Source organism: Ereboglobus luteus, from assembly GCF_003096195.1.
Classification (GTDB): domain Bacteria; phylum Verrucomicrobiota; class Verrucomicrobiia; order Opitutales; family Opitutaceae; genus Ereboglobus; species Ereboglobus luteus.
Genome location: NZ_CP023004.1, coordinates 1063223 through 1089411 on the forward strand (window position 1 = coordinate 1063223; position 26189 = coordinate 1089411).

Annotated in this window: 19 protein-coding genes; 6 read left to right on the plus strand and 13 right to left on the minus strand. The window is 60.4% G+C overall.

Annotated features, from left to right (window positions below; genetic code table 11):
- Positions 1–85: 85 nt before the first annotated feature.
- Positions 86–4381 (plus strand): beta strand repeat-containing protein, encoded by a 4296-nt coding sequence (locus CKA38_RS03890; RefSeq protein ID WP_161554712.1) that lies wholly within the window; start codon positions 86–88, stop codon positions 4379–4381.
- Between the two features lie 81 nt (positions 4382–4462).
- Here CKA38_RS03890 and CKA38_RS03895 read toward each other — a convergent pair whose 3' ends face one another.
- Entirely contained in the window at positions 4463–5374 is a 912-nt protein-coding gene (locus tag CKA38_RS03895; RefSeq protein ID WP_108824317.1) for a prepilin peptidase, read from the minus strand.
- 321 nt (positions 5375–5695) lie between these two features.
- Between CKA38_RS03895 and CKA38_RS03900 the strand changes: the two genes are divergently transcribed.
- A complete protein-coding gene (locus CKA38_RS03900; RefSeq protein ID WP_152032662.1) occupies positions 5696–6112 on the plus strand; it encodes a GYF domain-containing protein in 417 nt (138 codons plus the stop codon).
- A 77-nt stretch (positions 6113–6189) separates the two neighbouring features.
- On the opposite strand, the gene CKA38_RS03905 is transcribed toward CKA38_RS03900, so the two are convergent.
- From CKA38_RS03905 to rrtA, 6 genes are all read right to left on the minus strand, one after another.
- The gene (locus CKA38_RS03905; RefSeq protein ID WP_108824319.1) at positions 6190–6759 is read right to left on the minus strand and encodes an iron-sulfur cluster assembly protein; all 570 of its coding nucleotides are present in this window, start codon (positions 6757–6759) and stop codon (positions 6190–6192) included.
- A 125-nt stretch (positions 6760–6884) separates the two neighbouring features.
- Complete coding sequence (gene sufD, locus CKA38_RS03910; protein WP_108824320.1) at positions 6885–8171, minus strand: Fe-S cluster assembly protein SufD; 1287 nt, start codon at positions 8169–8171, stop codon at positions 6885–6887.
- 215 nt (positions 8172–8386) lie between these two features.
- Positions 8387–9823: a Fe-S cluster assembly protein SufB gene (gene sufB, locus CKA38_RS03915; RefSeq protein WP_108824321.1), complete on the minus strand. Its 1437-nt coding sequence runs from the start codon at positions 9821–9823 to the stop codon at positions 8387–8389.
- Between the two features lie 64 nt (positions 9824–9887).
- The gene (gene sufC / locus CKA38_RS03920) at positions 9888–10658 is read right to left on the minus strand and encodes a Fe-S cluster assembly ATPase SufC (RefSeq protein ID WP_108824322.1); all 771 of its coding nucleotides are present in this window, start codon (positions 10656–10658) and stop codon (positions 9888–9890) included.
- A 64-nt stretch (positions 10659–10722) separates the two neighbouring features.
- Positions 10723–11169, minus strand: a complete 447-nt coding sequence (locus CKA38_RS03925) for a Fur family transcriptional regulator (RefSeq protein WP_108824323.1) — start codon at positions 11167–11169, stop codon at positions 10723–10725.
- A gap of 245 nt (positions 11170–11414) precedes the next feature.
- Positions 11415–12086 carry a rhombosortase gene (gene rrtA, locus CKA38_RS03930; RefSeq protein ID WP_108824324.1) on the minus strand — a complete coding sequence of 224 codons (672 nt, stop codon included), beginning with the start codon at positions 12084–12086 and terminating at the stop codon, positions 11415–11417.
- Between the two features lie 304 nt (positions 12087–12390).
- Here rrtA and CKA38_RS15275 point away from each other — a divergent pair, with 304 nt between their 5' ends.
- The gene (locus CKA38_RS15275; RefSeq protein WP_152032663.1) at positions 12391–12819 is read left to right on the plus strand and encodes a hypothetical protein; all 429 of its coding nucleotides are present in this window, start codon (positions 12391–12393) and stop codon (positions 12817–12819) included.
- Positions 12820–12886: 67 nt separating this feature from the next.
- Here the strand turns inward: CKA38_RS15275 and CKA38_RS03935 are convergent, their stop codons facing one another.
- Positions 12887–14974 (minus strand): VIT and vWA domain-containing protein, encoded by a 2088-nt coding sequence (locus CKA38_RS03935; protein ID WP_108824325.1) that lies wholly within the window; start codon positions 14972–14974, stop codon positions 12887–12889.
- A gap of 342 nt (positions 14975–15316) precedes the next feature.
- Between CKA38_RS03935 and CKA38_RS03940 the strand changes: the two genes are divergently transcribed.
- Complete coding sequence (locus CKA38_RS03940) at positions 15317–16897, plus strand: sigma-54-dependent transcriptional regulator (protein WP_108824326.1); 1581 nt, start codon at positions 15317–15319, stop codon at positions 16895–16897.
- A gap of 238 nt (positions 16898–17135) precedes the next feature.
- On the opposite strand, the gene fabF is transcribed toward CKA38_RS03940, so the two are convergent.
- Complete coding sequence (gene fabF / locus CKA38_RS03945) at positions 17136–18392, minus strand: beta-ketoacyl-ACP synthase II (RefSeq protein WP_108824327.1); 1257 nt, start codon at positions 18390–18392, stop codon at positions 17136–17138.
- A gap of 287 nt (positions 18393–18679) precedes the next feature.
- Here fabF and CKA38_RS03955 point away from each other — a divergent pair, with 287 nt between their 5' ends.
- Entirely contained in the window at positions 18680–20374 is a 1695-nt protein-coding gene (locus tag CKA38_RS03955; protein ID WP_108824329.1) for a putative manganese-dependent inorganic diphosphatase, read from the plus strand.
- A 302-nt stretch (positions 20375–20676) separates the two neighbouring features.
- Here the strand turns inward: CKA38_RS03955 and CKA38_RS03960 are convergent, their stop codons facing one another.
- The gene (locus CKA38_RS03960; RefSeq protein ID WP_108824330.1) at positions 20677–21450 is read right to left on the minus strand and encodes a class I SAM-dependent methyltransferase; all 774 of its coding nucleotides are present in this window, start codon (positions 21448–21450) and stop codon (positions 20677–20679) included.
- A gap of 137 nt (positions 21451–21587) precedes the next feature.
- Here CKA38_RS03960 and CKA38_RS03965 point away from each other — a divergent pair, with 137 nt between their 5' ends.
- A complete protein-coding gene (locus CKA38_RS03965) occupies positions 21588–22565 on the plus strand; it encodes an NADPH:quinone reductase (protein WP_108824331.1) in 978 nt (325 codons plus the stop codon).
- A gap of 5 nt (positions 22566–22570) precedes the next feature.
- Here CKA38_RS03965 and CKA38_RS03970 read toward each other — a convergent pair whose 3' ends face one another.
- The 3 genes from CKA38_RS03970 to CKA38_RS03980 all read right to left on the minus strand — a co-directional run bounded on the left by CKA38_RS03970 (position 22571) and on the right by CKA38_RS03980 (position 25963).
- On the minus strand, positions 22571–23215 hold the full coding sequence (locus CKA38_RS03970; RefSeq protein ID WP_108824332.1) for a LysE family translocator: 645 nt from the start codon (positions 23213–23215) through the stop codon (positions 22571–22573).
- 146 nt (positions 23216–23361) lie between these two features.
- A complete protein-coding gene (locus CKA38_RS03975) occupies positions 23362–24741 on the minus strand; it encodes a sugar transferase (RefSeq protein WP_108824333.1) in 1380 nt (459 codons plus the stop codon).
- Positions 24742–24856: 115 nt separating this feature from the next.
- A complete protein-coding gene (locus CKA38_RS03980; RefSeq protein ID WP_161554714.1) occupies positions 24857–25963 on the minus strand; it encodes a glycosyltransferase family 4 protein in 1107 nt (368 codons plus the stop codon).
- Positions 25964–26189 lie beyond the last annotated feature (226 nt).

A 26189-nucleotide genomic window follows, 5' to 3' on the forward strand; every position in this document is an offset into this window, starting at 1 on the left:
AACTTGGGCTTGCCGCTGTCCGAGTATCAACGTAATCAGTGTATCAACACAGCCCCGCGTTCAGCAAACCCCGCCACCCCTCGACATGCCCGCAACACCCCGACCCTTAGCGGTTTTTATTTGCGCGTTCGCATTCGGCACACTTCGCGCCGACCCGATCCTTATAACAACCGGCACAACAATCGACCCCGCGCCACTCACACTCAACGCCACCGGCACCACATCCTACCTCATCGCCGACGGCGCGACGCTCGCATTCGCCAACGGCCTTGGCGCAAGCGGCACCGACGGCGGTGTGTTCGCATACAACGGCTCCGCGTCGGGCGTGGCGCTCAACTTCGCGCCCGACCCAACCGCCGTCGCCGGCAACGGCGCGACACTTTTTCAACACAACACCGCCAATAAACACGGCGGCGCCATCGGCATCACCAACAGCCGCGTCCTCCTCACACTCGTCAACGTCACCTTCGAGCTCAATTCCACCGGCTCTGGCAATGGCGGCGCACTCATCACAAACGGCACTTCGCGCATTCATAACGCCGTTTTTGCTTCCAACACCGCGGGCGCGAGCGGAGGCGCGTTTTACGGCACCGGTTACGCTACCATCACACAGAGTCATTTCGACGGCAATCGTGCCGCGACACACGGCGGCGCGGTTCACCGAAGCGGCAACACACTCATCCTCACCGGCGGCACATTCTCGAACAACACCGCCGGAACCAATGGCGGCGCCATTTACAACACCGGCGCAAACACCAGTTCCTTTTTGACGGATGTTGTGTTTGCGGACAATTCGGCCAGCGCCGGTGGCGCGCTCTTTGCCAACAGCGGCACGGTCATGGTCGAGCGCGCGCAATTCAAGGGCAACGTCGCGGCCTCGTCGCACGGCGGCGCGATCAACGCCAGCACCGCCGCCTCGGTGGTGCTCACCGACGTCATCTTCGCGAACAACACCGCCGCCGGCAACGGCGGAGCGATCTTCACAAATCGCGGCACGCTCACAATCCGCGCCACCACCTCCGCCACCAGCACCGGAAACAAATCCTCCGGCACCACCGGCGCAAGCGGCGGCTTTCTCTACATCACCGGCACCAACGCCATCGTGAACTTCGACATCACCGGCGCGGACACGCGCTACATCATCGGTGATGCAAATGCCGCAGACCGCACACTCGACACCATTGCCGACGGCGGCTCAAGCGGCGCGGCCATCGGCCATGTTATCAACAAAACCGGCGACGGCACACTTGTCCTCAACGCTGACAACTCCAACTACCGAAGCGCAATCAACATCACCGGTGGCGCGCTCCTCCTCGGTAATTCCGAAGCGAAACTCAACGCCGCAACCCACACCGTCAGCGGCGGCGCGCTCGGCGGTATAGGCACGCTCTCGGGCTCCGTCGCATTTCTCGCAACATCCACGCTGTTCGTCGATGATGGCCTTCTCAACATCGTCACCACAGCGACAACCGGCGTCACTCTCGGCAACGGCGCGTCAATCGGCGACTCTGGCACACTCGCACTCACCGGCGAAAACAACTCGCTCAATCTTGCCGCCGGCACCATCGCCGCGACCGTTGGCGCGGGAAAAACGCTCACCATCGCCGCCGCTCTTAACGGCGACGGCGCGCTCGAAAAACGCGACGCGGGCACTCTCCTTCTTGCGAACACCGACAGCACCTTCTCCGGCGGTGTCACGCTTGCCGGAGGCACGCTCGCCATTACCCGCGCCGCGCAACTCGGCGCGACCACAAACGAAATCCGCTTCACCTCCACGAGTGGGGCCGCACTCCGCATCGACGCGGACGACCAGATTGTGGCAAACGCCATCACGCTCGCGCCGGCCGCCTCGGGCATCATCGATACGCGGGCAAACACGCTCGCGTTTTCCGGCGCGCTCTCCTCCGCCGCCGACGCCACACTCACAAAAACCGGCGCGGGCACGCTCATCTTTCTCGATGCCGACGCCACCGCCTTTCACGGCACGCTCCGCATCGCTCAAGGCGCCATGCGGCTCGCCACCGTCGCCGGCTCCAACTCGCCTGCCACGCTTACGATCGGCGGCGCGCTCGCGCTCGAAAACGCCACGCTCGCGTTCACTCTTTACGACGGCGTCGCGTCCGACGGTTATCTCGAATCCGACCGCATCCTTGCTGCGTCACTCACCGCCACCGGTGCCAACACAATCGACATCCGCGGCCGCATTCAAACCGGCGTTTACAACCTCGGCAACCTCGCCGCGCTCGCATCCGCCGCCATAATCACCGTCGATGGCGCGGAGCAACTCGACGACTTTCGCCGCAAAGCCACGCTCAAAACCAGCGGCAGCCTCCTTCTCGTCGAAACGAAAGTGGACATGTCGCGCTCGCTCGCATGGACGGGCGGCACCGGCGCGACCGCAAATCTCTGGACGGGCGCGCATGCCGGCCAATGGACTGACACGGGCACGGTAACGCGTTTCGCCGACGGCGACAGCGTCACATTTCAAAACACCGTGGCGACGATCGACATTCCAACCGCCGTCATTGTTTCCGATATCATTGTCTCGGGAAGCGCTACGACAACCTTCACCGGCGACACCATCACCGCCGACGCGGCGAGTGTCGTCACGGGCACGCTCACGGGTGCGACCGGACGCCTTCACAAAACCGGAGCGGGCACGCTCGCTTTCGAAAATGTCGCCAACACATTTCACGGCGGTATCACGCTTGAGGACGGCGCAATCGCATTCAACCATTCCGGACAACTCAACACTCCCATCATCACCATCACCGGCAACGGCACCCTCTCGCTCAACGCATCCGCCGAGACGGAACTCGCCACGCCAATCACAATCGCCCCCGGAAAAACCGCCGCCATCGAAACCGCGGACGGCGGCACGCTCATCATTCGAAACACAATCACCGGTTCCGGTGCGCTCACAAAAGCCGGCCCCGGCACGCTCACGCTCGCCGCGCCCGCCGATTACAAAGGGCACACGCTCATTCAATCCGGCACACTCCGAACCGCCGCCGCAAATGTCCTGCCGCACGCCTCGCAATTCACCCTCCAATCCAGCGCCACGCTTGATCTCGACGGGCACGACCAAGTCATTTTCGCGCTCATCAACAACGGCAGCATCAAGCTCGGCGCCGCACGCCTCGCCATCACCGGAAACTACGAGGCGTCCGCACGTGCCAGCCTCCACCTCGCCCTTGTCCTAAGTGACACCGCCGCCCCGCAATTCGGCGCACTTGCCATCGGCGGCCCCGCCTCCGGGCAAACCGCCGTTCGTATTCAATTAACGGATACACGCGCGCGGGCCTCCACCGCCCCGCTGCCCGACGGCGTGCCCGCGCTCATCACAACATCCGCCGCCAGCCCCGGCGGCGCCTTTGCCCTCGCGGACAACCAGCGCCTCGTTGTCGGCGCATACGATTACCTGCTTCTTCCCGACAACGCCGCCGCCGCCCGCGAATGGCGTCTTGTGCTTGATAACTTTTCGCCCGAGATCCCCGCCGTCGCCGGCACGGACGCCATCGCGCTGCAATCCGGACGCGCCGCCTTCGACACGCTCCTCGCGCGCCTCGACAACCTGCGCGTTTCCGGCAATCCCCGCGCCCGCAACGCCGACCTTTGGGCCGACATCGCCTACCGTCGGGACCGCGCCAACCAAACCGTTTACACAGGCGCGTCCATTGCGATCGCCGGTTTGCAGGCCGGCGCGGGACTCGTCCGCAAAACCGGACGCCGCACGTTCAGGCTGGGACTTTTTGCCGATCTCCTCGAAGCCGAAATGGACGTCTCGCGCGGCACAAAGACCGACACCGAGATTCGCGGTGCCGGCCTCTACGCGACACTCGACGGACAGGTCTGGAACGCCGCCATCATCGTGCGCGGAGCCAAGGCCAGTTACGACATCAGCGTTCCCGACGCCGCCACTTTTTCGACCGATGGCGGCGACTTTGGCGCGACCATTCAAATCGGCCGTGTTTTCGACACAAAGTCCGGCTGGCGCATCGAGCCGCTCGCCGCCTTCGCGCACCAGCGACACAGCATCGACGACACAACCGACCGCTTCGGGCGCATGTATGAAGTTGCCGATTTCACGGGCCTGACCGCGCGCCTTGCCGTTGCCTTTGATCGCGCATGGCCGCTCAAGCGCGGGCACCTGATTCCGCGCGTCCGTCTCAGCGCCCTGCACGAATTCGACGGGGAAAGCCGGATGACCATTGCCGGGGACTCAATCAAAACCGATTTTGGCGGCTTGGGCGCCGAGCTTGACGCCGGCCTGATTTGGCGCGGCGGCGGACGCTGGGCAATTTCCGCCTCCGTCGCCGCACGAACCGGCGGCAAATTCGACGGCTACACGCTGCGCCTCGGAGCGGACTGCGCGTGGTGATTAATAATTATATAATTATTATTTTTATACAATTTTCGAGCACCCGCCGCGACAAACCGGAAATCCGTTTATATTATAATATTACTTCCAGATAATCGCGTTTATACTGGAAAGCACCGGGTCAATCCATTTGTGAACAAGAAGAAAATAAACAAGCCCGCCCGCGGCGAGCATCGGGCCGAAGGGAATGTGGGAATGCCTGTTCAGCTCGTCCTCCTTTTCGGGGGACTCGAGCGACTTTACGCGGATTTTCTTCGAGGCGACCGCATTCCACGCGAAGACCAGCGCCACACAAAGCAGGCCCAGGAACGCCCCGCCAAAAATTGAAAAAACCGCCCCCTGCCATCCGCAAAACGCGCCGATGCCGCCGACCAGCAGCACGTCGCCGAAGCCCATGGCCTCTTTCTTGAGCAGCGCCTCCGCGACGAGGGCGATCCACAGAATCACCGCCGAGCCAATCAACAGGCCTTGCAGGCTGAGGAGCCCGGAGCGCAAGGCGGCGACAGCAAAAATCTCGTGCGACTGGCCGTGCAACGACGGCACGAGACAGGAGAGTATTATCCCCGCGATGCCCAACCCTATGGTGAACACGGAGGGCAGCTCAAAATGGTCGATGTCGATAAACGCCCCGCATATCAGAAAACTCACCATAAGCATGCCGCATAGCGCCTTGAGCGGTGGAAACAAAAGCCAGCAGGCGAGAAAAAGCGCGGCCGTGAGCAATTCGACAAAGGGATAACGCGGCGAAACACGGGCCCCGCAACAGCGCGCGCGGCCGCGCAGGATCAACCAGCCGAGAATCGGAATGTTGTCATGCCATGCGATCGGTTTGCCGCAGGCGCAATGCGAGCCGGGCCGCACGACCGACTTGCCGGCGGGAACGCGGTAGATGCACACGTTGAGAAAACTTCCGATGCATGCGCCCACCAAAAACACCAGCGCCGGCGAAAGCCACGGCAGCAGGGTGAAGAGGGATTCATTGTCCAAGTGCATTAAATTGGTTGGATTGTTATTAATAATTATACTTCACACCGAATGAATGTTGTCAATATGCGCAACTCGCTTTGTTGGCGCATAAAGATTATTATTAAGGTGTTTAAAGTTGACAGAAAATTGGTGAAATCTGGAATGCCTCGCGTGTTCCCTGCAATGCTAATCCATGCGATTATTTGCGCAAAAATCCCCAAAAAACAGAACTAATATTTTATAGCGCGGTCAGAGAGCCAAGCGTTTTTTATATTTTGCCCTATGTTCATCATAAAAACCCAAAACGGAACGGATTCCCCTCCACTCACACCCATCGAAATTCGAACAATGATAAAAAGCGGCACCGTGCGACCCGACGCCCTGGCGCGCAGGGACACGGACGGCGGATGGGGCAAACTTTATTCGTTCCCTGAATTTTTCACAGTGGTGCCGGGCAATGTGCCGCCGCCGCCGGGCTCCTACTCGAAGTCGCCCTTCGAGAAAAAAACGCTCAGGCAAATTCAAGAGAGTGACGACGTCTTCATGTATGCGGACGAGGATGGAAATGTGTTCGGCCCGCACAATGTCAGCGAGTTGAAATACATGCTGCGGAATAGCATGATCACGCACCGCACACGCGTCAACCGGGGCGGTAATAGCGCATGGCGCGAGTTGGGGGCGCAGCCGGAATTTTTCGGCTTTCCAGTGCCCAAGTCCAATCCGCCCGCCACAAGCTATTCGCGTCCGGCATTCGCGAGCGAGTGAGCGAACCCCGGGGCCCGCCCTCGCGCGGGTATTGCGCAATTCGGATTACTGTCCGGACAGACAAAAGTCTTCCGCGGTCAGATGAGGCCTAGCTTCATTTTGCCTTCCTCGCTGATCATGGACTGGTTCCAGGGCGGCTCCCAGGTGATGCGGACTTCGGCGTCGCTCACGCCGGGGACGAGGAGGATTTTGCTTTTGGCGTCCTCCGCAATCGCCGGCCCCATGCCGCAACCGGGAGCGGTGAGCGTGATGGCGACACTAACTTTGTAGGCGGGAGGCGCGTCGGGGACGGCATCGGCGGCGGGGTCGATTTTTTCGACGTCCATCGTGTAAACGAGGCCGAGGTCGACGATGTTCACCGGGATTTCCGGGTCGTAAACTTTTTTGAGCTGGTCCCAGATCGCCTCGGGGTTGGGCGCGCCGCCCTCGAGCGTTTCTGTATGCACGCGATGGTCGGCGACGGATTCGCCAATCGCGTCGCCGTCGGCTCCGTCGATGCGGTAGAGGCCGAAATCGGTTTGCACGGTGAAGCTGCCGCCCAGCGTTTGGTGCAGGAAAATTTTCGTGCCGGCGGCGAGGGTTTGCTTGTCCCCGCTGGGGATTTGGGTGGCGGTGATGTCGCGGCTGAGGGTGCGTTCTTTGGACATGGCGGGTGGGTTTGTTGGATTTTATTTTTAACCACGGAGGACACGGAGAGGCACGAAGATTTTTAGGAAACCCGGGCGTCGCAAGCAACGCCCTCAGTATTCTCCGTGTCCTCCGTGGTTAATTCTTATTTTTTAAATTTGCCTTCGATCATCGCGCGCAGGGCGGTTTGGATTTCCTCGTTTTCGAGTTTGGCAAGGACTTCCTCGAAGAAGCCGGCGACGAGGAGTTCGTGGGCGCTCTCCGGATCGATGCCGCGGGATTGGAGGTAGAACTCCTGCTCGGCGGGGATGCGGGCGCTGGTGGCGCCGTGCGTGCAGCGGACGTCGTTGGCCTGGATTTCGAGGCCGGGGAGGCTGTTCGACTCGGCGTCGTCGCTGAGCATGAGGTTGCGGTTCGACTGGTAGGCGTCGGTTTTTTGCGCGTCGGGGTCGACGACAATCAGGCCGGAGAAGATTGTCTTCGCGGTGTCGAGGAGCGCGTTTTTGTAGAGGAGGTTTGAGGAGGTGTTGGGCGCCTGGTGCGTCTGGAGGGTGCGCTGGTCGAATTTTTGCGCGCCGGTGGCGACGGTGAGCGCGAGCATTTCGGAGTGCGCGCCGGGGCCTTGGAGGCGGGAGTGCGATTCGTGGCGCGCGAGGCGTCCGCCGAGGTGGACGTTGAGCGAGAGGATGCGCGCGTCACGTTGCGCGACGATGGAGTTGGTTTGGAACGCGAGGGTGTTCGTTGACCAGGTTTGCGCGCCGATGTAGGTGAGGTGCGCGCCGGGGCCGGCGTGGAGGTCGTTGACGCCGCTGGCGAAGTGGCGGGCCTCGGGTTCGGCGCTGGCGAAGTATTCGACGAGGGTGGCGCGGGCGTTGTCCTCAAGGATGACGAGCGTGTGCGGATAGACGCTGGTGGCGTCGCCGGCGGCGATGTGCTTGAGGAGGAGCGGGGTGGCGATGGTGATGCCTTTCGGGACGTAGAGGAGCGCGCCGCTGGTGGTGAGGGCGGTGTTGAGCGCGGTGAATTTTTCGCTGCCGAGCGCGACGTCGTGTTTTTGCAGGTAGGCCTGGATGTGCTGCGGATATTTTTCGATGGCTTCGTCGAGCGGGCAAAAGATGACGCCCTTGGTGGCGAGGTCGCCGGGGAGCGGCGCGCGGTGCGCGAGGCGGTTGTTCACGAAGGTGAGCGACGCGGCGTATTTGGTTTTGGTGAATGGCGATAGGGCGGCGACGTTGCCGCCGTCCATGGGCTGGCCGCCCGCGCCACTTAGGTCGTAGCCGTCGAGGTCGATGGCGGCGACGTCGGAGAAGCGCCAGCGTTCGTCATCGCGAGCCGGGAGCGGCGTGGTGCTGTAGCGTTCCCATGCGGCGGCTCGGGTTTCCTGCCACCACGCGGGCGCGGCGGCGGTGTTGGTTTGCGGATGAGTGGTCATGTATGCGTGTGCGTTTTAAATTTTCAAAAATGTGATGCGCGAACGGGCCGCGCCGAAGAGTGAAATATGAAGGGTGAAAAGTGTTCCGAGTGAAGTGAGAAGCCTGACAAACCGGACTTCGGAGGAGAGGGCGAGGGATGATGTTTGGAAAAGGTATTTGGTTTTTCTTTTACTCTTCACCCTTCACTTTTCACTCTTCGGCGGCTGAGCCATGCTCAGCCGACGGAGCCTTCCATTTCGAGTTCGATGAGGCGCTTGAGTTCGACGGAGTATTCCATCGGGAACTGGTTCGCGAGGTCGTTGATGAAGCCGTTGACGGCGAGGCTCATCGCCTGCGCCTCGGTGAGTCCGCGTTGCTGCATGTAGAAGATCATTTCCTCGCTGACTTTCGAGACGCTGGCCTCGTGCTGCGTGGCGTGCTTGTCGCCGCGCACGGTGATCGCCGGATAGGTGTCGGTGCGGCTGTTGGTGTTGATGAGGAGCGCGTCGCACTCGGTGTTGTTTTTGCAACCTTTCAAGTGCTTCGGGATGTAAACCTGGCCGCGATAGGTGGCGCGGCCCTGGCCGACGGAGATGGATTTCGACACGATGGTCGAGGTGGTTTCGTCGGCGGCGTGGATCATTTTCGCGCCGGTGTCCTGGTGCTGTCCGTCGTTGGCGAGGGCGATGGAGATGACTTCGCCGCGGGCGCGGCGGCCCTTGAGGACGACGCCGGGATATTTCATGGTGAGGCGGCTGCCGATGTTGCAGTCGATCCATTTGATCTCGGCGTCCTCCTGCGCGAGTCCGCGCTTGGTGACGAGGTTGTAGACGTTGGACGCCCAGTTTTGGACGGTGATGTATTGGATTTTCGCGCCCTTGAGGGCGACGAGTTCGACGACGGCGGAGTGCAGCGTGGCGGTGCTGAACTTCGGCGCGGTGCAGCCTTCCATATAGGTGACTTCGGAGCCCTCGTCGCAGATGATGAGGGTGCGCTCGAACTGGCCGAAGTTTTCCGCGTTGATGCGGAAGTAGGCCTGGAGCGGTTGCGCGACCTTGACGCCGGGCGGGACGTAGATGAACGAGCCGCCGGAAAACACGGCGCTGTTGAGCGCGGAGAATTTGTTGTCGCTGGTCGGGATGACTTTGCCGAACCATTTGCGAAAGATCTCCGGGTGCTCGCGGAGCGCCTCGGTGGAGTTCATGAAGATGACGCCCTGCTTGGCGACGATTTCCTTCACGTTCGAGTAGGCGGCCTCGGAGTCGAATTGCGCCTCGACGCCGGCGAGGTATTTGCGTTCCTGCTCGGGAATGCCGAGGCGTTCGAAGGTTTTTTTGATGTCCTCGGGCACCTCGTCCCAAGTGCGCTTGGGCTTCTGGCCTTGCGCGAGGTAGTAGCGGATTTTTTCGAAGTCGATGTTTTCGAGATCGCGCGTGGCCCAGTGCGTGGGGAGCGGTTTGGCGAGAAATGTTTTGAGCGCGTTGAGGCGGAAATCGAGAATCCAAGGCGCCTCTTTTTTGACGGCGCTGATGTAGCGGACGGTGTTTTCCGTAAGGCCGTTGCCCGCGTCGTAATCGTATTTGATGTCATACGAAAAATCGCCCGCGGACTGGTCGATGCCAATCGCGGCGGCTTGCGCGTCGGGAATGGCTGGTTGTTCTGAAGGTTGCATGATGCGGAAAGGAATAGGACGGATGGAACCGATATGACTGATAAGACGGAGGAATGGATGGGGCTCAGGCGGCGGGAGCGGCGGTTTCCGTCTTGAGCCAGTCGTAACCTTTTTCCTCGAGTTCGAGGGCGAGGGTTTTGTCGCCGCTCTTCACGATGCGGCCGTCATACATGACGTGCACGTGGTCGGGAACGATGTGGTTGAGGAGGCGCTGATAGTGCGTGATGAGGAGGACGCCGAGCTTGGGGCCGCGAAGCTGGTTGACGCCCTCGGCGACGATTTTTAGCGCGTCGATGTCGAGGCCGGAATCGGTTTCGTCCATGAGCGCGAAGGAGGGCTCGAGCATGGCCATCTGGAGGATTTCGCAGCGCTTTTTCTCGCCGCCGGAGAAACCTTCGTTGACGGCGCGCGAGGTGAACTTGCGGTCGATTTTGAGCATGTCCATTTTCGCGTAGAGGCTTTTGTAATAACCAACGGCGTCGAGATCCTCGCCCTCGCCGAGGCGGGCCTGGAGCGCGGCGCGGAGAAAGTTGGCAATGGAAACGCCGGGGATTTCGCTCGGATACTGAAACGCGAGAAAGATGCCCGCGCGGGCGCGTTCGTCGGGCTCCATTTCGAGGATGGATTTGCCGTCGAGGAGGACGTCGCCACTGGTGATCGTGTAATCGGGATGGCCGGCGACTGCCTTGGAGAGCGTGGATTTGCCGGTGCCGTTGGGCCCCATGACGGCGTGAACCTCGCCGGATTTGATCGTGAGGCTGACGCCTTTGACGATGGGCTTGTCGGGTGTTTCAGTGAGGGCGACAACGAGGTCGCGGATTTCGAGCGTGTGCATGATGTGAAAAAAGTAGCGAGTAGTGAGTAGCGGGTAGCGAGTAGTGGAATGCGATTTCAGCCTTTCAGTCCTTTAATTTTTCAGGCTTTTCCGCCCCGCGTCCGTGATAGGTGATGTCGATCATGTCGGCGGTGTAGCCTTCGGGGAGGAGCTTTTTGAGGGCGGTGAGGAGTTCTTCCGGCAGGTCAATGTCGTGCGTGAGGCCGGTTTTGTTGTCGTGAAAATGCGCGTGCGGAACGAGGTTCGGACAATAGCGGGTCGAGGCGCGCTCGAAATGCACGGCGCGCACGAGGCGGCATTCGATGAGCGTTTCGAGGCAGTTGTAAACGGTGGCGAGCGAGATGGTGGGCGTCTCGGCCTTGACGCGCGCGAAAATCTCCTCGGCGGTCGGGTGGTCGCGGCGGGCGAGAATGCTCTGGTAAACGAGTTCACGCTGCGGGGTGTTGCGCAAACCGCTGTCCGCGAGACGTTGCGCGAGGTCGTCAGAATGATGTGTCGTCGAGTGAGCCATTGAAAATGGTAAAGATTCCCATGAACAAATTAGAATGCGTCTAAAATGCAACTAAAACTTAGAATCATTCTAAGAAAGAGGCTGGATTCATGATAATTTACCAAACTCAATCACATCACTAATTTTATAATTTAATAATTTTCAATTATTTAAAACAAAGACGTCTGATTCTGAAGTCTGTTTTGCCCCCGGGGAGAACCTTCATCTTAAGGGTAAAGGGGCAGACGCAGGCAAAGGGATGCGGTTCAGCGTTTTGACTCCAAATCAGACGCTGAACCCCAACAATCGCACGCAGGCGGACTAAAAAATGAAACCCATCCGCGGAGTTTCCCGACCGTCCGGGATCTGGACAAATCGTGCGCAAACACAACCAATACACCAATCGTCACGCCCACAAAATGCGCCAACGGCACAGGTGTAAACGCAACGGTCTCGCCGACAAAAAACGGATTGCCCGTGATCAGCTCGTAACCGCATTTCGCAAGCGCTCCGCCGCACGCCAGCACGCCAAGCGCAAGCGTGGGCGTGTGTCGTTCGCGCCAGCCGTCGCGCAACAAATGCCCCGCCACAACACCGTAAGCCGCGCAATCAAGTCCCGACAAACCGCGATACGTCTCGAAATGCGGCTGGAGAATCCAAACGGCCAGCGTGATCAGCGGCGCGGACACGGCAAGTGTCACAAGCCAGTCGCGCCGCGATTTCCACTCCGCCATCGAGCCGAGGAGCAGCAGCGCAAACACATCCCAACGCAAATGCGCCGCGTCGAAATGTGTGAGGTGCGCCGTGAGCAACCGCCAGATTTCGCTGTGCGCGAAAGTCTCGCGTGTGAACTCGAACGCGTTTGTGAGCGCCGGAAACGCGCTGGTGATCAGCGCGAAGACTGCGAGGGAAAGAGTAATGAATGGAAGGCGTTTCATATAAGAATGAGCCTAATTGCTTCCCCAAAATGTTTCGGCATCGTTTGCAATGTGATTTCTTTGAATATTTTTTATTTCACTGTTCACAGCAGTTGAACCGGAAGCATGTGGAGTCGTGAAATATGCCGCTCCATTTTTAGCCGGCTGAGACAATGATCTGCAACTGGGCGGCATTGAATGAGAGTCGCCTTGAACTCCCTGTCTCTCCGAATCCATGCTAATCAAGGCACCCACAAAAACAAGTGCCACGCCAGCTAAAGCAACTAAAAGCAGAGCTCCATTTGATTTTTTATAACGCATCCGCATGAGATCAACCGATCCGTTTGATTATCCATCGACAATCTTTCCAATCATGGAACAACCGCCGAGCGATATTAATATTAATGATAAAAACACAAAACAACTTACCAGCCAAGTCAGCGCACTCCGCGCGCGAAAAAATAATATTAAATTCCCCGCACCAATTCCTATTGCCAGCAATAACGCAATTGGGAACACCCATGCCGCATTTTTAATAAAAACGCCGCAGACCTTGAAAAATCCAATAAATAAAAAAACAGCGATTGCAAAAGGGGATCTCAGCCCCTCAACACCCAAAAAATACAATGATGCCAAAATATATAATACAAATACTACACCAACAACACATAGCCGGCCGGCAAATGAGGGCTCATACATTTCCTCATTACGCACTGAACCTGTTATTTTGTTTTCTTTGTCATTCATAATATGATTTTATCCGTTTTCATGACGTCGACCTTTCAAATAAAAGGCCGACGTTTCATTTTTGAGCTGGCGAACTATTGTTTTAAATTTCCAGCCTTGCGTGCTTTCCGGCGACTGATGCCAACCGCGGAGACAACAAGCATAAACAGCGCCATCAGCGCCACGTCGCGGAACTCCAGCGCACCGCCACCGCCGCCGCCGAAACCACGCGAGCGACTGACATGCGGGGCGGGCGCGGAGTAAGTGGGTTGTTGCGCGTCCACCTGGTAATTTTTCGCGGGCTGCTGCGCGCGGACGCTTTGCGCGGCGCGCTCGAGGGCGATGCGTTTTTGATTGTTACGCTCGATCCCGCGCGCGGCGTGCGTGGCGTCGTCGAGCACGACCATCGAGGTGTGATCGGTGACGAGTTGATACATCACGCCGAGGTCGGCGATGGCGTCCTTCGACTCGGACGGCGGCATCTGGCCTATGTTTTCGAGCAACTCAATCTGCTCGATTTGCGCGAGCGCCCAGAGGCGTTCGAGTTCGGGATTGTCGGTGTCGACCTCGGGGAAGTTGAACTTGGTCGTGTAGGTTTTGTCCTCACCTGTGAGCTTGGCGTTGAGCGTGAGCGTGGCGGGGCCGGCCTTGTTGTAGCGGCCAAAGATAACGAGTTGCTGCCCGCGGTAGATTTTCTGGGGCAGATCGCCCGTGAGCCCCGAGGTTGCGCCGCCGCTGAACTTGAACGTGGCGTGGTGCAGCGACTCGTGTGTGACCTTGGATTTTGCGAGCAGGATTTGCCCCACAATGTCGTCGGCGTTCGACACGCCCGCGTAGAAGCCGCCCGTCGCCTCGCCCATCACGCGCATGAGCGGCCAGTTCGCGCTGCTGCCCATGAGGAACCCGAAAAAGCGCACGTCGTTTTTCTTAAGCAGCGAATAGAACGCGCGCGGATCAACAATGCCTTCGTTGGTCACGCCGTCGGTGACGAGAATGATGCTCGTCGCCCGATCCGCGTCGAGGCTGTTGAGCGCGAGCTTGAGCCCCGAGTAGATGTTGGTGCTGCCGTTTGCGTGGAGCGATTGCACGACCTCGATTGCCCGCGTCACATTTTCGGGCGTGGCGGCCGTCAGCGGAAACACTTCACGCGAGCCTTGGTTGAAGGTGATGATGCGGAAACGGTCGCCGGGGTTCATCTGGCCGAGCACCTTCACAATGCCGTTGGCGAGCGTGGCTAGTTTTCCCTGCATGGAGCCCGAGATATCGAGAACAAAAATATAATCCGACGAGCTGATCGGCTGCAGGTCCAGGCCCGGTGTGACGACGGCCATGAACGTGCCCGGCTTGTCCGGCGACGCGCGATAGGGAATCACCTCGACGCGCCCGGGAAGGTCGGCGGCGAGCCTGTAGTAGAGCACGAAATCCTGCGCGAGTTGCGCGCGGTCGCGCTCGAGCGTGAGCTTCCAATGGCCTGTATCCAGTTTTTGGATATTCGCCGCGGCTTCGTTGCCCGGGGAGCGCAAGTCCTCGACGGGCCATGCGGATTTCAACTCGACGTTGATCGAAAGACGTCCCTCGACCTGCGCGTTTGCCGGCTGCCAGAACGAGCTCGCGATGTCGTCGGTGCCGCCCTCCTCGAGCGGATACAGATAGCGGCCCACGCCCGTGTCGATTTCGAGCGACTGGTAATACACGAAGCGCAAGTGCACCTCGGCGTTGGCGCGCACGGGGCTCACGCGAAACTCGTAATTCTGGTAGCCGTTTTTAGAGGCGAGCCCGGCATCGTTGCCCTTGGCCTTTTCCTCGCCGTAGATTTTTTCGGCGTCGGCCTTGCGGAGCACCTCGCCGTGCAATGTCTTCTCGCCGGTTTGGATGGTGACCTCGGAAAGGCTCGCGCTCTTCGGAACGGGAAACGCGTAAATCGCCTCGAGGTCGGCGCCGTTGGGATTGAAGAACGTCTGCAACACCTCGGTCTGAGCGAAGCCGTTGTTGATGGTGACGTTGACCTGATGCTCGCGGATTTGAATCCGCGCGTTGACAGAACTGAGCGGCGTTAGCGTGCCCGCCGCCCGCAACGTCCCCGTGAGGACGGCCAGCGACAGGAGCATCGAAAGCATGGCCATTAAGAACGTAGCCCAGCGAAGGGGCCGCGCAAGTGAGAGGTTTTTGATCGTGGTTTTCATGACGCCTTCTCCTTAAGCCAATGGCGTGCCAAGTTTTTTATGATTTGATAATCTATTAAACTACAACTAATTATAAATATATGAATATGGGAGTAATTTCATCAAATAGACATTATATGACTATTAATTGACATTTTTTGTCATACGCGATTGTCTCATTATCACTTTGAAGTGCGGTGGCAAAGCGAAGCGCCAACACCGCTTTGAGAATGTCGCAAAATTTTCCGCCATTCGAAAGCGGTGTCGCCGGTCGCCAACGCTCCCTCTGCCACCGCACTCCAAAGTGGCGCCACCCGATCCGGCAGCCTCTGAAATCCACACACATCCACACCACAAACACCCATGAAACGCTTGTTCTCCCCCGATGAATTGCACTTCGCCCAAGCCGTGGGGCGCATCAGCGCGTCGAATCATTTTCTGCCGGAGCGCGTGGAATTGGAGCGCGAGGCCCTGGGGTCCGCGTTCACCGAATCGGGCGCCGCCTGGAACGAGCACATATCCGATGACAACGCGCTGACGCATCCGAACATCGTCGCGCTTCTCAAGCGCTCCGAGACGCTCGCCGAAAACATCCGCGCACGCTGGCCGAAGGACGGGCGCGGCATCACGCGCGAGGAAATGGTCGCCTACATCAACGTCGCGAGCTTCTGGCTCTACCACGCCTACGCGCTCCAGTTCGACGCGCTCATCCAGGAGTCCGAGGAACGCCGCCACGCCGCCGCGCGAAAGCAGGAGACCTCCCGCGCCGAAACCGCGCCGGACAACAAGCTGACCATCCGCCCCAATTTCTACGGCGCGTTTCGCAACACGCTCGAGCACCTGCTCCGCCTGCCCGGCATTGCGATTCTCGACGAGGAACCCGCGCCGCACCTGTTCGCGTATGCGTTCCAATTGCGCCGCGCCTTTCACTACATTCACCGCGCGCTCGCGGGCGGCTCGAGGCCGATGGTGCGCCTGCGCGCGCAAATATGGGAGTCCATTTTCACACGCGACATCGGGCGCTACCGCCGCGCGCTCTACTCGCGCATGCACGATTACGCCACGCTCATCACCGGCCCCTCCGGCACCGGCAAGGAACTCGTCGCGCGCGCCATCGGCCTCTCGCGCTACATCCCCTTCGACGCGCGGCGCGGCGAATTTGCCGACGACTACACGGGCGCGTTTTTCCCGCTCAACCTCTCCGCGCTCTCCCCCACCCTCATCGAGTCCGAACTCTTCGGCCACCGCCGCGGCGCGTTCACCGGCGCGCTCGCCGACCGCGCCGGATGGCTCGAAATCTGCCCCGCAAACGGAGCCGTGTTTCTCGACGAAATTGGCGACGTTGACACCGCCATCCAGGTAAAACTCCTGCGCACGCTCCAGTCGCGCGCCTTCCAGCGCCTCGGCGACACCGACACGCGCACCTTTCAGGGAAAAATCATCGCCGCCACGCATCGCGACCTCCCCGCCGAAATCCGCGGCGGACGTTTTCGCGAGGATTTTTATTACCGCCTCTGCTCCGACGTCGTGCGCACGCCCTCCCTGCGCGAGCAACTCGACGACGCGCCCACCGAGCTCGAAACACTCGCGGCGCACATCGCGCGCCAGTTGCTCGGCGACGGCGAGGCGCCCGCCTTCGCGCGCGAGTCGGTCGCGTGGATACGCAAGCGCCTCGGCGCCGCTTACGCGTGGCCCGGCAATTTCCGCGAACTCGAGCAGTGCATGCGAAACCTCCTCGTGCGCGGCGAATATCATCCCGCGTCGCTGCACGCGTCCGGCGGCGACACCGGCGACTGGAACGCGCTGCTCGCAAACGGCAGCCTCACCGCCGAGGACCTACTGCGCCGCTACACGCGCCAAGTCCACGCGCAATCGGGACGCAACATCGAGGAAACCGCCCGCCGCCTCGACGTCGACCGCCGCACGGTGAAGGCGCGGTTGTGAGTTTGCGCGCCACAGCACGCGCTATGCGTCGCATGAGTTGGGGCAGTTAAAAAACGAGGACGTTCTGGGCAGGGCGGTTGCCTCTCGTATTTCCCGGCGCGCCCGGCAAGCACTCCCTGCCCAAGGCAGTTACAGAATCGAACCTTTTCCCGGGGAAACAGCCCAAGGTTTGGGCAAACAAATAGCCCCCGGATCAACACATCCGGGGGCTATTTGTTTGAATATTATAATCCCGTCCTTACAGCGCCTTGAAAACCGCGGAGGCGTTTTGGCCGCCGAAGCCGAGGTTATTGCTCATGGCGATTTTTACGGTGGCGGCGCGCTTGGCGTTCGGCACGTAGTCGAGGTCGCACTCGGGGTCGGACGTGGTGAGGTTGATCGTGGGCGCGATCTGGCCGGTCTGGATCGTCTTGACCACAACCACCGCCTCGATGCCACCGGCGGCGCCAAGGAGGTGCCCGGTCATCGACTTGGTCGAGCTGATCGCGAGTTTGCGGGCGTGATCGCCGAAGACTTTCTTGATGGCGAGCGTCTCAAATTTGTCGTTGTAGGGCGTGGAGGTGCCGTGCGCGTTGATGTAATCGACTTGGTCGAGCCCAATGTTGGCGCTGGCAAGAGCGCGTTTCATGGCCATCGAGAGCCCCTTGCCCTCGGGGTCGGGCATCGTGATGTGATGCGCGTCGCATGTGGCCGCGTAGCCCACGAGTTCGCAATAGATGTGCGCGCCGCGAGCCTGCGCGTGGGCGAGCGATTCGAGGACGAGCACGCCCGCGCCCTCGCCCATCACGAAGCCGTCGCGTCCGGCGTCGAAGGGACGGCTGGCGTGCTGCGGGTCGTCGTTGCGCGTGCTCATGGCCTTCATCGAACAGAAGGCCGCGCACGAAAAGGGTGTGATCGTGGCTTCGGCACCGCCGGCAATCATGACTTCCGCGTCGCCGCGGCGAATCATGTGCATGGCCTCGCCGAGGCTGTGCGTGCCCGTGGCGCAAGCCGACACGATGCCAAAGTTCGGGCCGCGCGCGCCGATTTCGATGGCGAACAATCCGCTGCACATGTTGCTGATGAGCGAGGGGATCGTGAAGGGGGAGACTTTGCGCGGGCCAGATTTGAGCAGGCGCTCCATCTGGGTCTCATGCGTGGCCATGCCGCCGATGCCCGAGCCGATGAGCACGCCGACGCGGTCGGGGTCCTCCTTTGTCATGTCGAGCTTGGAGTCGGCAAACGCCTGTTTCGCGGCAACAATGCCGAAATGCGTGTAGCGGTCGTTGCGGCGCGCCTCCTTGGGATCCCAGTGGTCCTCAACATTCCAGTCGCGCACTTCCGACGCGATTTGAGTCGTGTAATTCGTCGCGTCGAACTGCGTGATGCGGTCGATACCGCATTTGCCCGCGAGCAAGTTATTCCAGAACGTATCCACGTCATGGCCGATCGACGTAATTGCGCCGAGACCGGTGACTACGACCCGTTGATGAGCGGAGAGGGGAGCTTGTTGCATAGGTTGGAATTATGGAAAGCCGCCGATTAGATAGAAAAACGCGGCCATGCGAAGCCTCGATTTTCGTTTTGTCGGCATATTATTTTCGCGTTTTTTGTATAAAATTTTGAACGCGCCCGTTTCATTTTTTGAAAAAATCCGCGCACTTGGTTTATCAAGGCCCTCGTGACCGCGGTAAAAAATTCCCGATTGCCGCCATGTCGCGCCTGAATTATTGATTTTCGCCCAATCGACCCGCACATTGTCCGCACAGCCAAGGACAAACCATCCAATCACACACCCGCTCAATGCCTCAGTCTTCCGACAACTCCGCCCCCGCAACAACCTACGTCATCGGCCATCGAAACCCCGACACCGACGCCATTTGCTCCGCCATCGCCTACGCCGCCTACAAAAAGGCACGCGGCGAGCACGGCTACATCCCCGCCCGTTGCGGCAATTCCAACGCCCGCATCGACACCGTCCTGCGCAAGTTCGGCACCCCCCTGCCCCTCTACCTGAGCGACGTCACCCCGCGCGTGCACGACGTCATGGTGCGCGATGTCATTTCGCTTCCAGAAACCGCCACCTGCGCCGAGGCGCTCGAACTGATCGACGAACACGATGTGCGCGTGCTCCCCGTCACCACAGGCGATCAACGCGTGCTCGGCACAATCTCCATTTTTCAACTCGGCGGCTACTTCACCCCGCGCCTGCGCGCGCCGCGCGACATGCGCAAGGTCGAAACCACCCTCGCCCACGTCACCCGCGCCCTCAACGCCAACATCCTCCACCTGCACGACCCCGACCGCATGGAGGACCTCTACGTGCGCATCGGCGCCATGGACATACGCTCCTTCGGCAAGCAAACCGAAAGCGGCAGCATCCCCATCAACAAAACAATCATCATCGTCGGCGACCGCTGGGACATTCAGCAGCGCTCCATCCAGTTCGGGGTCCGCGCGCTCATCGTGACGGGCAACCTCCCCATCGACACCGAGGTGGTCGAGCAAGCCAGGGCCGCCGGCGTCAGCGTCATCAGCAGTCCCTACGATTCCGCAACCACCGCGTGGGTCGTGCGCACCGCCGGCACCATCGAGTCCCTCCTCGACCGCAAATTCGCCTCGGTCTCCGCCGAACTGCCGCTCGGAGAACTGCGCCGCCGCGTGGCCTCGTCGCACATCCCCGCCTATCTGGTCACGGGCGAGGACGGACGCCTCCAAGGCATCATCACCAAGTCCGACGTCATCAAACCCGTGCAAACGCGCCTCGTGCTCGTTGACCACAACGAAATGAACCAGGCGGTTCCCGGCGCGCACGAAGTCACCATCACCGAGATCATCGACCACCACCGGCTCGGCCCGCTCAACACGCAGCAACCCATCCTCTTCATAAACGAACCCGTGGGCTCCACCTGCACGATCATCGCCGACCTCTTCCGCCGCGACAACCTCCGCCCCGCGCCCGACATCGCCGGGCTCATGATGAGCGGCATCATCACCGACACGCTCCATCTCAACAGCCCCACCACCACGCCGAAGGACACCGAGTTGCTCGCCTGGCTCTCCGAAATCGCGGGCGTGGATTCGCGCGCGCTTGCCGATGAGATTTTCAGCTCCGGCTCCGTCATCCTCGCCAACACCCCCGAATCGGTGATTCGCGCCGACCTGAAAATCTACGAGGAAAACGAAATCCAATTTGCTGTCTCGCAAGTCGAGGAGCTCGGTTTCGCCAACTTCTGGAAGCACGCCAAGGAGCTTTCCCTCGCACTCGGCGAATTGATCAAAACCGAGCGCCTCGGCTTCGCCTGCCTGCTCGTGACCGACATCAACTCGCAAAACTCGCTGCTGCTCGTGCGCGGCGACAAGGATTTCATCAGCCGCATTTCCTATCCGCATCTCGAGAAAAACGAAATCTTCGAGCTCGCTGAAATCGTCAGCCGCAAAAAACAACTCCTTCCCTACATCACGTCGATCCTCCGCGAAATGCAGGCCGAGAAGTAGAAACGCGCGCCAAGGATCGACGGCAGAATGCGCGCACTTGGAGGTTTTTTGACATAAGTTGTCGCAAAAACTGCCTTCCGGCAGGGCAAACTTGTTTGTCATTTGCCGCACGCCAACGGCGTGCCACTCGTCAACCCAGGGTCGAGCGTGCGAGACCCTGGGCAAACAACAGAAAACAACGCGCCCTGTCAGGGCGCCACAATCCGCGCCTCTAGAGCCCTTTTATAAATCGTGTTGCCGTTTTTGGCAGGGCGGTCGGCGTTCAACAAACCTCGGCGCGCCCGCATGAAAAATCTTAGCGGTTATATCTTTTTACCAATATAAAACACATAACCGTAATACGCTTTATACTTATTATATAGTTGGGTCTCGTGGCGCTGGTTTGATATAAATTCCTCGGCTATTTTATTGCCGGCGTGCTTCTTCAGGAACGCCTCCCGCGCGGCGACTTGCGGGGCGTAAAAGTGCTCCGTCCAGCAATTCTCCGGAAGGACAAATGTGGCGACGGGGACGTATCCGGCTTTTTGCATCTGGGCGACCTTGGCGGGGATCGTGTTTATCTCGGGATAGGCGTCGTGCCAAAACGCCTGAATCTCGTCAGGCCGCTCATCAGTGAACCACGAGGATTCCGTGACGGCGATGCAGCCGCCGGGCTTCAAAAACCGCCTCCACTCGTTCAGCCCGCGCTCAAAGCCGATGTTGTAAATCGCCCCTTCCGACCAGATCAGATCGAGCTCCACGTCTTGGAACGGAAGGCTATCCATCGAACCCGTGATGCCTTTCACCCGATCCTGAAGATTCAGCCTGGCGGCATTGGCGTTGAACTGATCGACAAAGGCGGGAAACAGATCGACGCCCGTGATGCTCCCCGGCGTGTTTTGCGCAAGCACCATCGTTTGCCCGCCCGTGCCGCAACCGATGTCCGCGATGCGGGATTTTTCGGCGAGGCTGTCGATAAAACTCAGCGCCTTGATCGTCACCTCGGGACTGCCGGGACCCTGCCGCTCCACGCTGGAAAAGTATTCACAGATCAAGTTGAAATCGAATTCGTGGATGGATTTGTTTTCGTCGCTCATGGTTTTATGGTTTCAATGCGGATAAAGACCATAATCGTTCCGCCGTCACGCCTCTTCCGCCATTTGGGGCGGCGTAAACCATCATCCTTTGCTGGCAATTTGCGCCGGGGCAGATTGTGGTTTGTGTTAATATAATCATGCCAAAAAGAATTCAGTTCAACTCATACGGCGGGCCGGAGGTTTTGTGTTATTGCGATTGCGAACCGCCCGCGCTCGGGCCGCGCGATGTGCTCGTGCGCAATCACGCCATCGGCCTCAACTACATTGATACTTATTACCGCGGTGGATTGTATCCGGTGCCCGCGCTGCCATCCGGCCTCGGCACGGAGGGCGCGGGCGTGGTCGAGGCGGTCGGCGCGGAGGTTTCGCGTTTCAAGGCTGGAGATCGCGTCGCCTACGCGTCGGGTCCGCTCGGCGCCTATGCGGAATACCACGCGTTGCCGGAAAGCGCGCCCGTGCGCATTCCCGACACGGTCAGTTTCGAGCAGGCGGCGGCGGTGATGCTCAAGGGGCTCACTGTGCAATACCTGTTGCGCCAGACGTATCCGTTGCGCGGCGGCGAGACGATTCTGTTTCACGCGGCTGCGGGCGGCGTGGGATTGATCGCGTGCCAGTGGGCGAAGACGCTCGGCGTGAAACTCATCGGCACGGCGGGCAATGCCGAGAAGGCCGCGCTCGCCAGGGCGCACGGCGCGTGGGAGGTCGTTGACATGAGTCGCGAGGATTTTGTCGCGCGCGTGCACGAATTGACCGGCGGCGAAAAATGCCCCGTCGTCTATGATTCGGTGGGCCGGGACACTTGGGAACGCTCGCTCGATTGCGTGGCGCCTCGCGGCCTGATGGTCAGCTTCGGCAACGCATCGGGATCGGTGACGGGCGTGGACTTGGGCATCCTCTCGCGCAAGGGATCGCTCTATGTGACGCGCCCCACGCTCGCCCATTACGCAAACACGCCGGAGCGGCTCGCGGAGATGAGCGCGGAGTTGTTTGCATTGATTGGCGCCGGGCTTCTGCGCGTCGAAATCAACCAGCGCTTTCCGCTGGCCGAGGCCGCCGCCGCGCACACCGCGCTCCAGTCACGCCGCACAACCGGCTCGACCGTGCTCGTGCCGTGAGGCAATCACGCGAGTAGTCCGCGCAGGCTTTCCCATACGACAAACAAGGCGAACCCGATCAGGATCACGCCAAACACGCGCGGCAGCCAGCGTTGCGTGCGCGTGAGCTGCCGCGCCACCGGCGGAAACAACAGCGCCCAGGTGATCAGCGACCACATGACGAGCCCGTGAATCACGACCACCACCGGCATGAAAACCCGCCAGCTCATGGGCGAGTCCGCCACCACAAATTGCGAAAACAAACTCGTGAAAAACACGAATACCTTCACGTTGGTGGCGTTGCACAGGAACCCCTCCATGAAGCCGGCGGTCGCCTGTTTGCGCTCGTATTTGTCAGCGTCCATTCCTTCCGATGCCTGCGCCGGCTGGTTCACGACGGGGCGCGCCAGCAGCGTCTTCAAGCCGATCCACATCAGCACCGCGGCGCCCGCGAGCTGCACGATTCGCAGCACGACCGGCGGAGCCATCGCCAGGCCGAGCGACAGGACAATCACCTGAACGCACAATCCCGCCGCGATTCCCCAGCCGGTGGCAAACGCGCGCAGTCGCGAACCGCTCATGCTGTTTTTAACGATGAGAAAAAAATCCGGCCCCGGGGAAATCAGCCCCACGGTCAATATGCCCAAAAGTGTCAATAGTTGCGGATACATAAAAAGCCTTCGAAGTCGCGCACGTTAAAAAAACGCGCCGCAAATCTGCAATGGCAATTCGAGCCGCGGCAATCCCTCTCCAATTGCTCCGTGTATCCCGGTGCCCTCCGTGGTTAAAAATTAGAAAATCTTCATTCAGGACGCCCCTACCTCCCGCCCCTGCCGGAAATCACAACCGGAATCGTCGCGAGCACGATGCGCGCGTCGAGCCACGGCGACCAGTGGTCGATGTAGGCCAGGTCGAGCCGCACCCACTCCGCGAAGTCGTCGATGTCGTTGCGCCCGCTGATTTGCCAGAGGCACGTCAGGCCGGGGCGCATGCTTTGCCGCCGCCTGTGCGCATCGTCGTCAAAACGCCGCACTTCATACAACGGCAGCGGACGCGGCCCCACCAGGCTCATTTCGCCGCGCAGCACATTCCAAATCTGCGGCAGTTCGTCGATCGCGTGCCTGCGAAAAAAACGCCCCGCCGGTGTGACACGGGGATCGTCCTCCATTTTGAAAACCGGCCCGCGCATTTCGTTTTTATCCGCGAGCGCGTCCTGCTCGTTTTCCGCCCCGGCGCGCATCGTCCGAAACTTCACCATTTCAAACGGACGTCCGTTGAGGCCCGCGCGCGTCTGCCTGAACAACACCGGCCCGCGCGATGTGAGTTTGATCGTGAGCGCGGCGAGCGCGAACACCGGCGACAACAACACGAGGGCGGCCGCGGAAAACAAAACATCCGTCGCGCGCTTGAGCGCGAGCGCGGCCGGACCGGCCTTGTGCGCGCGAAAGTGAACGACCATTTCGCCCCCGAGCGAATCGAGGTGCGCGGCGGAATCGAGCGAGGCGGTCAACGGCGCGAGCCCCGTGCAAATGATGACCGCCACGCCTTCGCGCGTGCAGCAGTCAACATACGGTGCGAGTTGCGCGGTGCCGGCGCTGTCAAAAATCGCGGTGTTGACCGCGTGCTTGTGGAGCAATTCCGCGAGGCGCGCCGGCGGCTCGCTCCGCGGGTCGAAATCGCCGACATCCGCGATGTGCGACATCTCCTGGGTCGAGAGCGAGGCGCGCCGGCGTTTGTTCGCGTCCGGGTCGCCGACCCAGAGCACGCGCTCGCACCACTGTTCGCGCGCAAGCCGCGTCGACGCGAGGCGCGCGGAAAAAACCGCGCGCGCATACGCCAAAACCCCGCCCGCAGCGCACCCGAGCAAAATCACCGAGCGCGCCACCTGAGCGCGCACGAGAAACAAAATGATGACAACCGCCAGCGCCGTGAACGCCGCCGCGCGCGCCGCCGCGAAACCCGACGGTCGTTGCCCGGCATAAAAACGCTGCGCGCCCAAAAACACCGGGCCGAGCACGGCGACAAGGGGCAGCACCCACACCAATTCGACAAACGGCTCCAGCGGGGAAAGCCCAAGCGCGTCCACACGCGCCAATCCGTCGCGAAGCAAATACGCGCCCACCAGCGAAAGCGCAAAAAGCGCGCCGTCGCAAATCTGGTGAAACCGGGTGCGAGTCTGCCGGGATTGTTTGAGCATGACAGGAGCGACAATTATTCAGAAAGATGAGAAGTGAAAGATGAATAGTGAAAAACGGGGAAAGGAAAGCGGAAGCATTTTGACATCCGGCTTTGGGCCATTCCGCCCCCGGCTTCTATTCCTCTGTTTTGCGCAGCGCGGACACCAGCGTCGCGAGATGCTTTGAGCGCGTGAAATGTTTTTCGTAATGCGCGCGCATGGTTCCATTCACCGGACCCGCGCCGCGCACGGCGCGAATTGCCGACGCGAGTTTTTCGGCCGACGCATGCACGCCGACGATTTGCGCGTGCGGACACTCCGGCAGCATTCCGGGGATCGCGCGCCAGTGCGTTGTAACGACAGGCAGGTCGTGCGCCATCGCCTCGATTAACACCAGCGGCTGCGCCTCGTGCGCGTAGTGCGTCGGGAAAACAAACACATCGGCCCCGTCGTAAAGCGCGTGCTTTTTCGCATCATCCGCCGGCCCGGTGTAACGCACGCATTTGCGAAGGCTCGCATTGAACTCGCGCTCCTCCTCCTCGCTCGCAAACGCGCCCGCGACGACGAGCTCGAACGCACCCGGTGTTTCGCGCTCCAAAACCGCCATTGCGTCGAGCGCGGCAAACACGCCCTTTTCGCGGCTGCACAGCCCGAGAAACAACAGGCGGCAAACCGCCCGCCCACGTTCGACGTTCTGTTTTTGGGAAGCGGAAACATCAATTCCGTTCGGCACCACGCACACTTTCCGCGGCGCAAACTCCATCGCGTCGTCCGCCAGTTCCGGCGCGAGCACAATCGCGATATCCGCGCGCCCAAGCGCGAGTCGCGCCAGCCAGCGTTCGGGCGCGCGCGCTTTTTTTTCCAGCCACGCGCCCAGTCCGACCGCATGCCAGTGCAGCACCAGCCTCGTGAAAAACGGCCTTAGCGCAAACATCACCATCGAGTCGCGCCAGACGGCGGGGCGCTTGCCCGGCGCGGGCACATAATAAAACGTCATGCCGCCCGCGCCGCGCCCGCGCCAGCGCGCGCGCAACGCCCGCCAGCAGGCGGCCCACAGTGCGAAAATCTTTCCGATGCGCACGCGCCCGACATCCGCGGCGTCGCGCGACAATGCCGGATTGACGTGAACAACCTCGATCTCCGTCCCGCGCGCCGCGCCGCCCAATCCATCGACAAGCGTCCGCACCATGACACTTTGCCCGTGCACGGGCGGCGGGGTTTGTGCGAAGACGAGCAGTTTCATCAACTTTGTGTGTTCCGATAAAAACATTATTTTGCGCGCGCGCCAGACGCAACCACCCCTGTAAAAAAGATTTTCTGTAACCTTTTTTTGCGAGTTCGGTTTCCCTTTGCGCGAAATGACTGTCACTGTTTCCACAAACATTTTTTTCCGACGCCTCTGAACACAGAAATTCCAGCACCAGCCCGCGCCGGCTCCGACAACGCCGCCGCAAACACCGCGCCCGGGG

Excerpts from the sequence above, each read along its gene's own strand:
- CKA38_RS03890 (WP_161554712.1), top strand. The coding sequence starts at position 86 with ATGCCCGCAACACCCCGACCCTTAGCGGTTTTTATTTGCGCGTTCGCA.
- CKA38_RS03895 (WP_108824317.1), bottom strand. The coding sequence starts at position 5,374 with ATGCACTTGGACAATGAATCCCTCTTCACCCTGCTGCCGTGGCTTTCG.
- CKA38_RS03900 (WP_152032662.1), top strand. The coding sequence starts at position 5,696 with ATGATAAAAAGCGGCACCGTGCGACCCGACGCCCTGGCGCGCAGGGAC.
- CKA38_RS03905 (WP_108824319.1), bottom strand. The coding sequence starts at position 6,759 with ATGTCCAAAGAACGCACCCTCAGCCGCGACATCACCGCCACCCAAATC.
- sufD (WP_108824320.1), bottom strand. The coding sequence starts at position 8,171 with ATGACCACTCATCCGCAAACCAACACCGCCGCCGCGCCCGCGTGGTGG.
- sufB (WP_108824321.1), bottom strand. The coding sequence starts at position 9,823 with ATGCAACCTTCAGAACAACCAGCCATTCCCGACGCGCAAGCCGCCGCG.
- sufC (WP_108824322.1), bottom strand. The coding sequence starts at position 10,658 with ATGCACACGCTCGAAATCCGCGACCTCGTTGTCGCCCTCACTGAAACA.
- CKA38_RS03925 (WP_108824323.1), bottom strand. The coding sequence starts at position 11,169 with ATGGCTCACTCGACGACACATCATTCTGACGACCTCGCGCAACGTCTC.
- rrtA (WP_108824324.1), bottom strand. The coding sequence starts at position 12,086 with ATGAAACGCCTTCCATTCATTACTCTTTCCCTCGCAGTCTTCGCGCTG.
- CKA38_RS15275 (WP_152032663.1), top strand. The coding sequence starts at position 12,391 with ATGAGATCAACCGATCCGTTTGATTATCCATCGACAATCTTTCCAATC.
- CKA38_RS03935 (WP_108824325.1), bottom strand. The coding sequence starts at position 14,974 with ATGAAAACCACGATCAAAAACCTCTCACTTGCGCGGCCCCTTCGCTGG.
- CKA38_RS03940 (WP_108824326.1), top strand. The coding sequence starts at position 15,317 with ATGAAACGCTTGTTCTCCCCCGATGAATTGCACTTCGCCCAAGCCGTG.
- fabF (WP_108824327.1), bottom strand. The coding sequence starts at position 18,392 with ATGCAACAAGCTCCCCTCTCCGCTCATCAACGGGTCGTAGTCACCGGT.
- CKA38_RS03955 (WP_108824329.1), top strand. The coding sequence starts at position 18,680 with ATGCCTCAGTCTTCCGACAACTCCGCCCCCGCAACAACCTACGTCATC.
- CKA38_RS03960 (WP_108824330.1), bottom strand. The coding sequence starts at position 21,450 with ATGAGCGACGAAAACAAATCCATCCACGAATTCGATTTCAACTTGATC.
- CKA38_RS03965 (WP_108824331.1), top strand. The coding sequence starts at position 21,588 with ATGCCAAAAAGAATTCAGTTCAACTCATACGGCGGGCCGGAGGTTTTG.
- CKA38_RS03970 (WP_108824332.1), bottom strand. The coding sequence starts at position 23,215 with ATGTATCCGCAACTATTGACACTTTTGGGCATATTGACCGTGGGGCTG.
- CKA38_RS03975 (WP_108824333.1), bottom strand. The coding sequence starts at position 24,741 with ATGCTCAAACAATCCCGGCAGACTCGCACCCGGTTTCACCAGATTTGC.
- CKA38_RS03980 (WP_161554714.1), bottom strand. The coding sequence starts at position 25,963 with ATGAAACTGCTCGTCTTCGCACAAACCCCGCCGCCCGTGCACGGGCAA.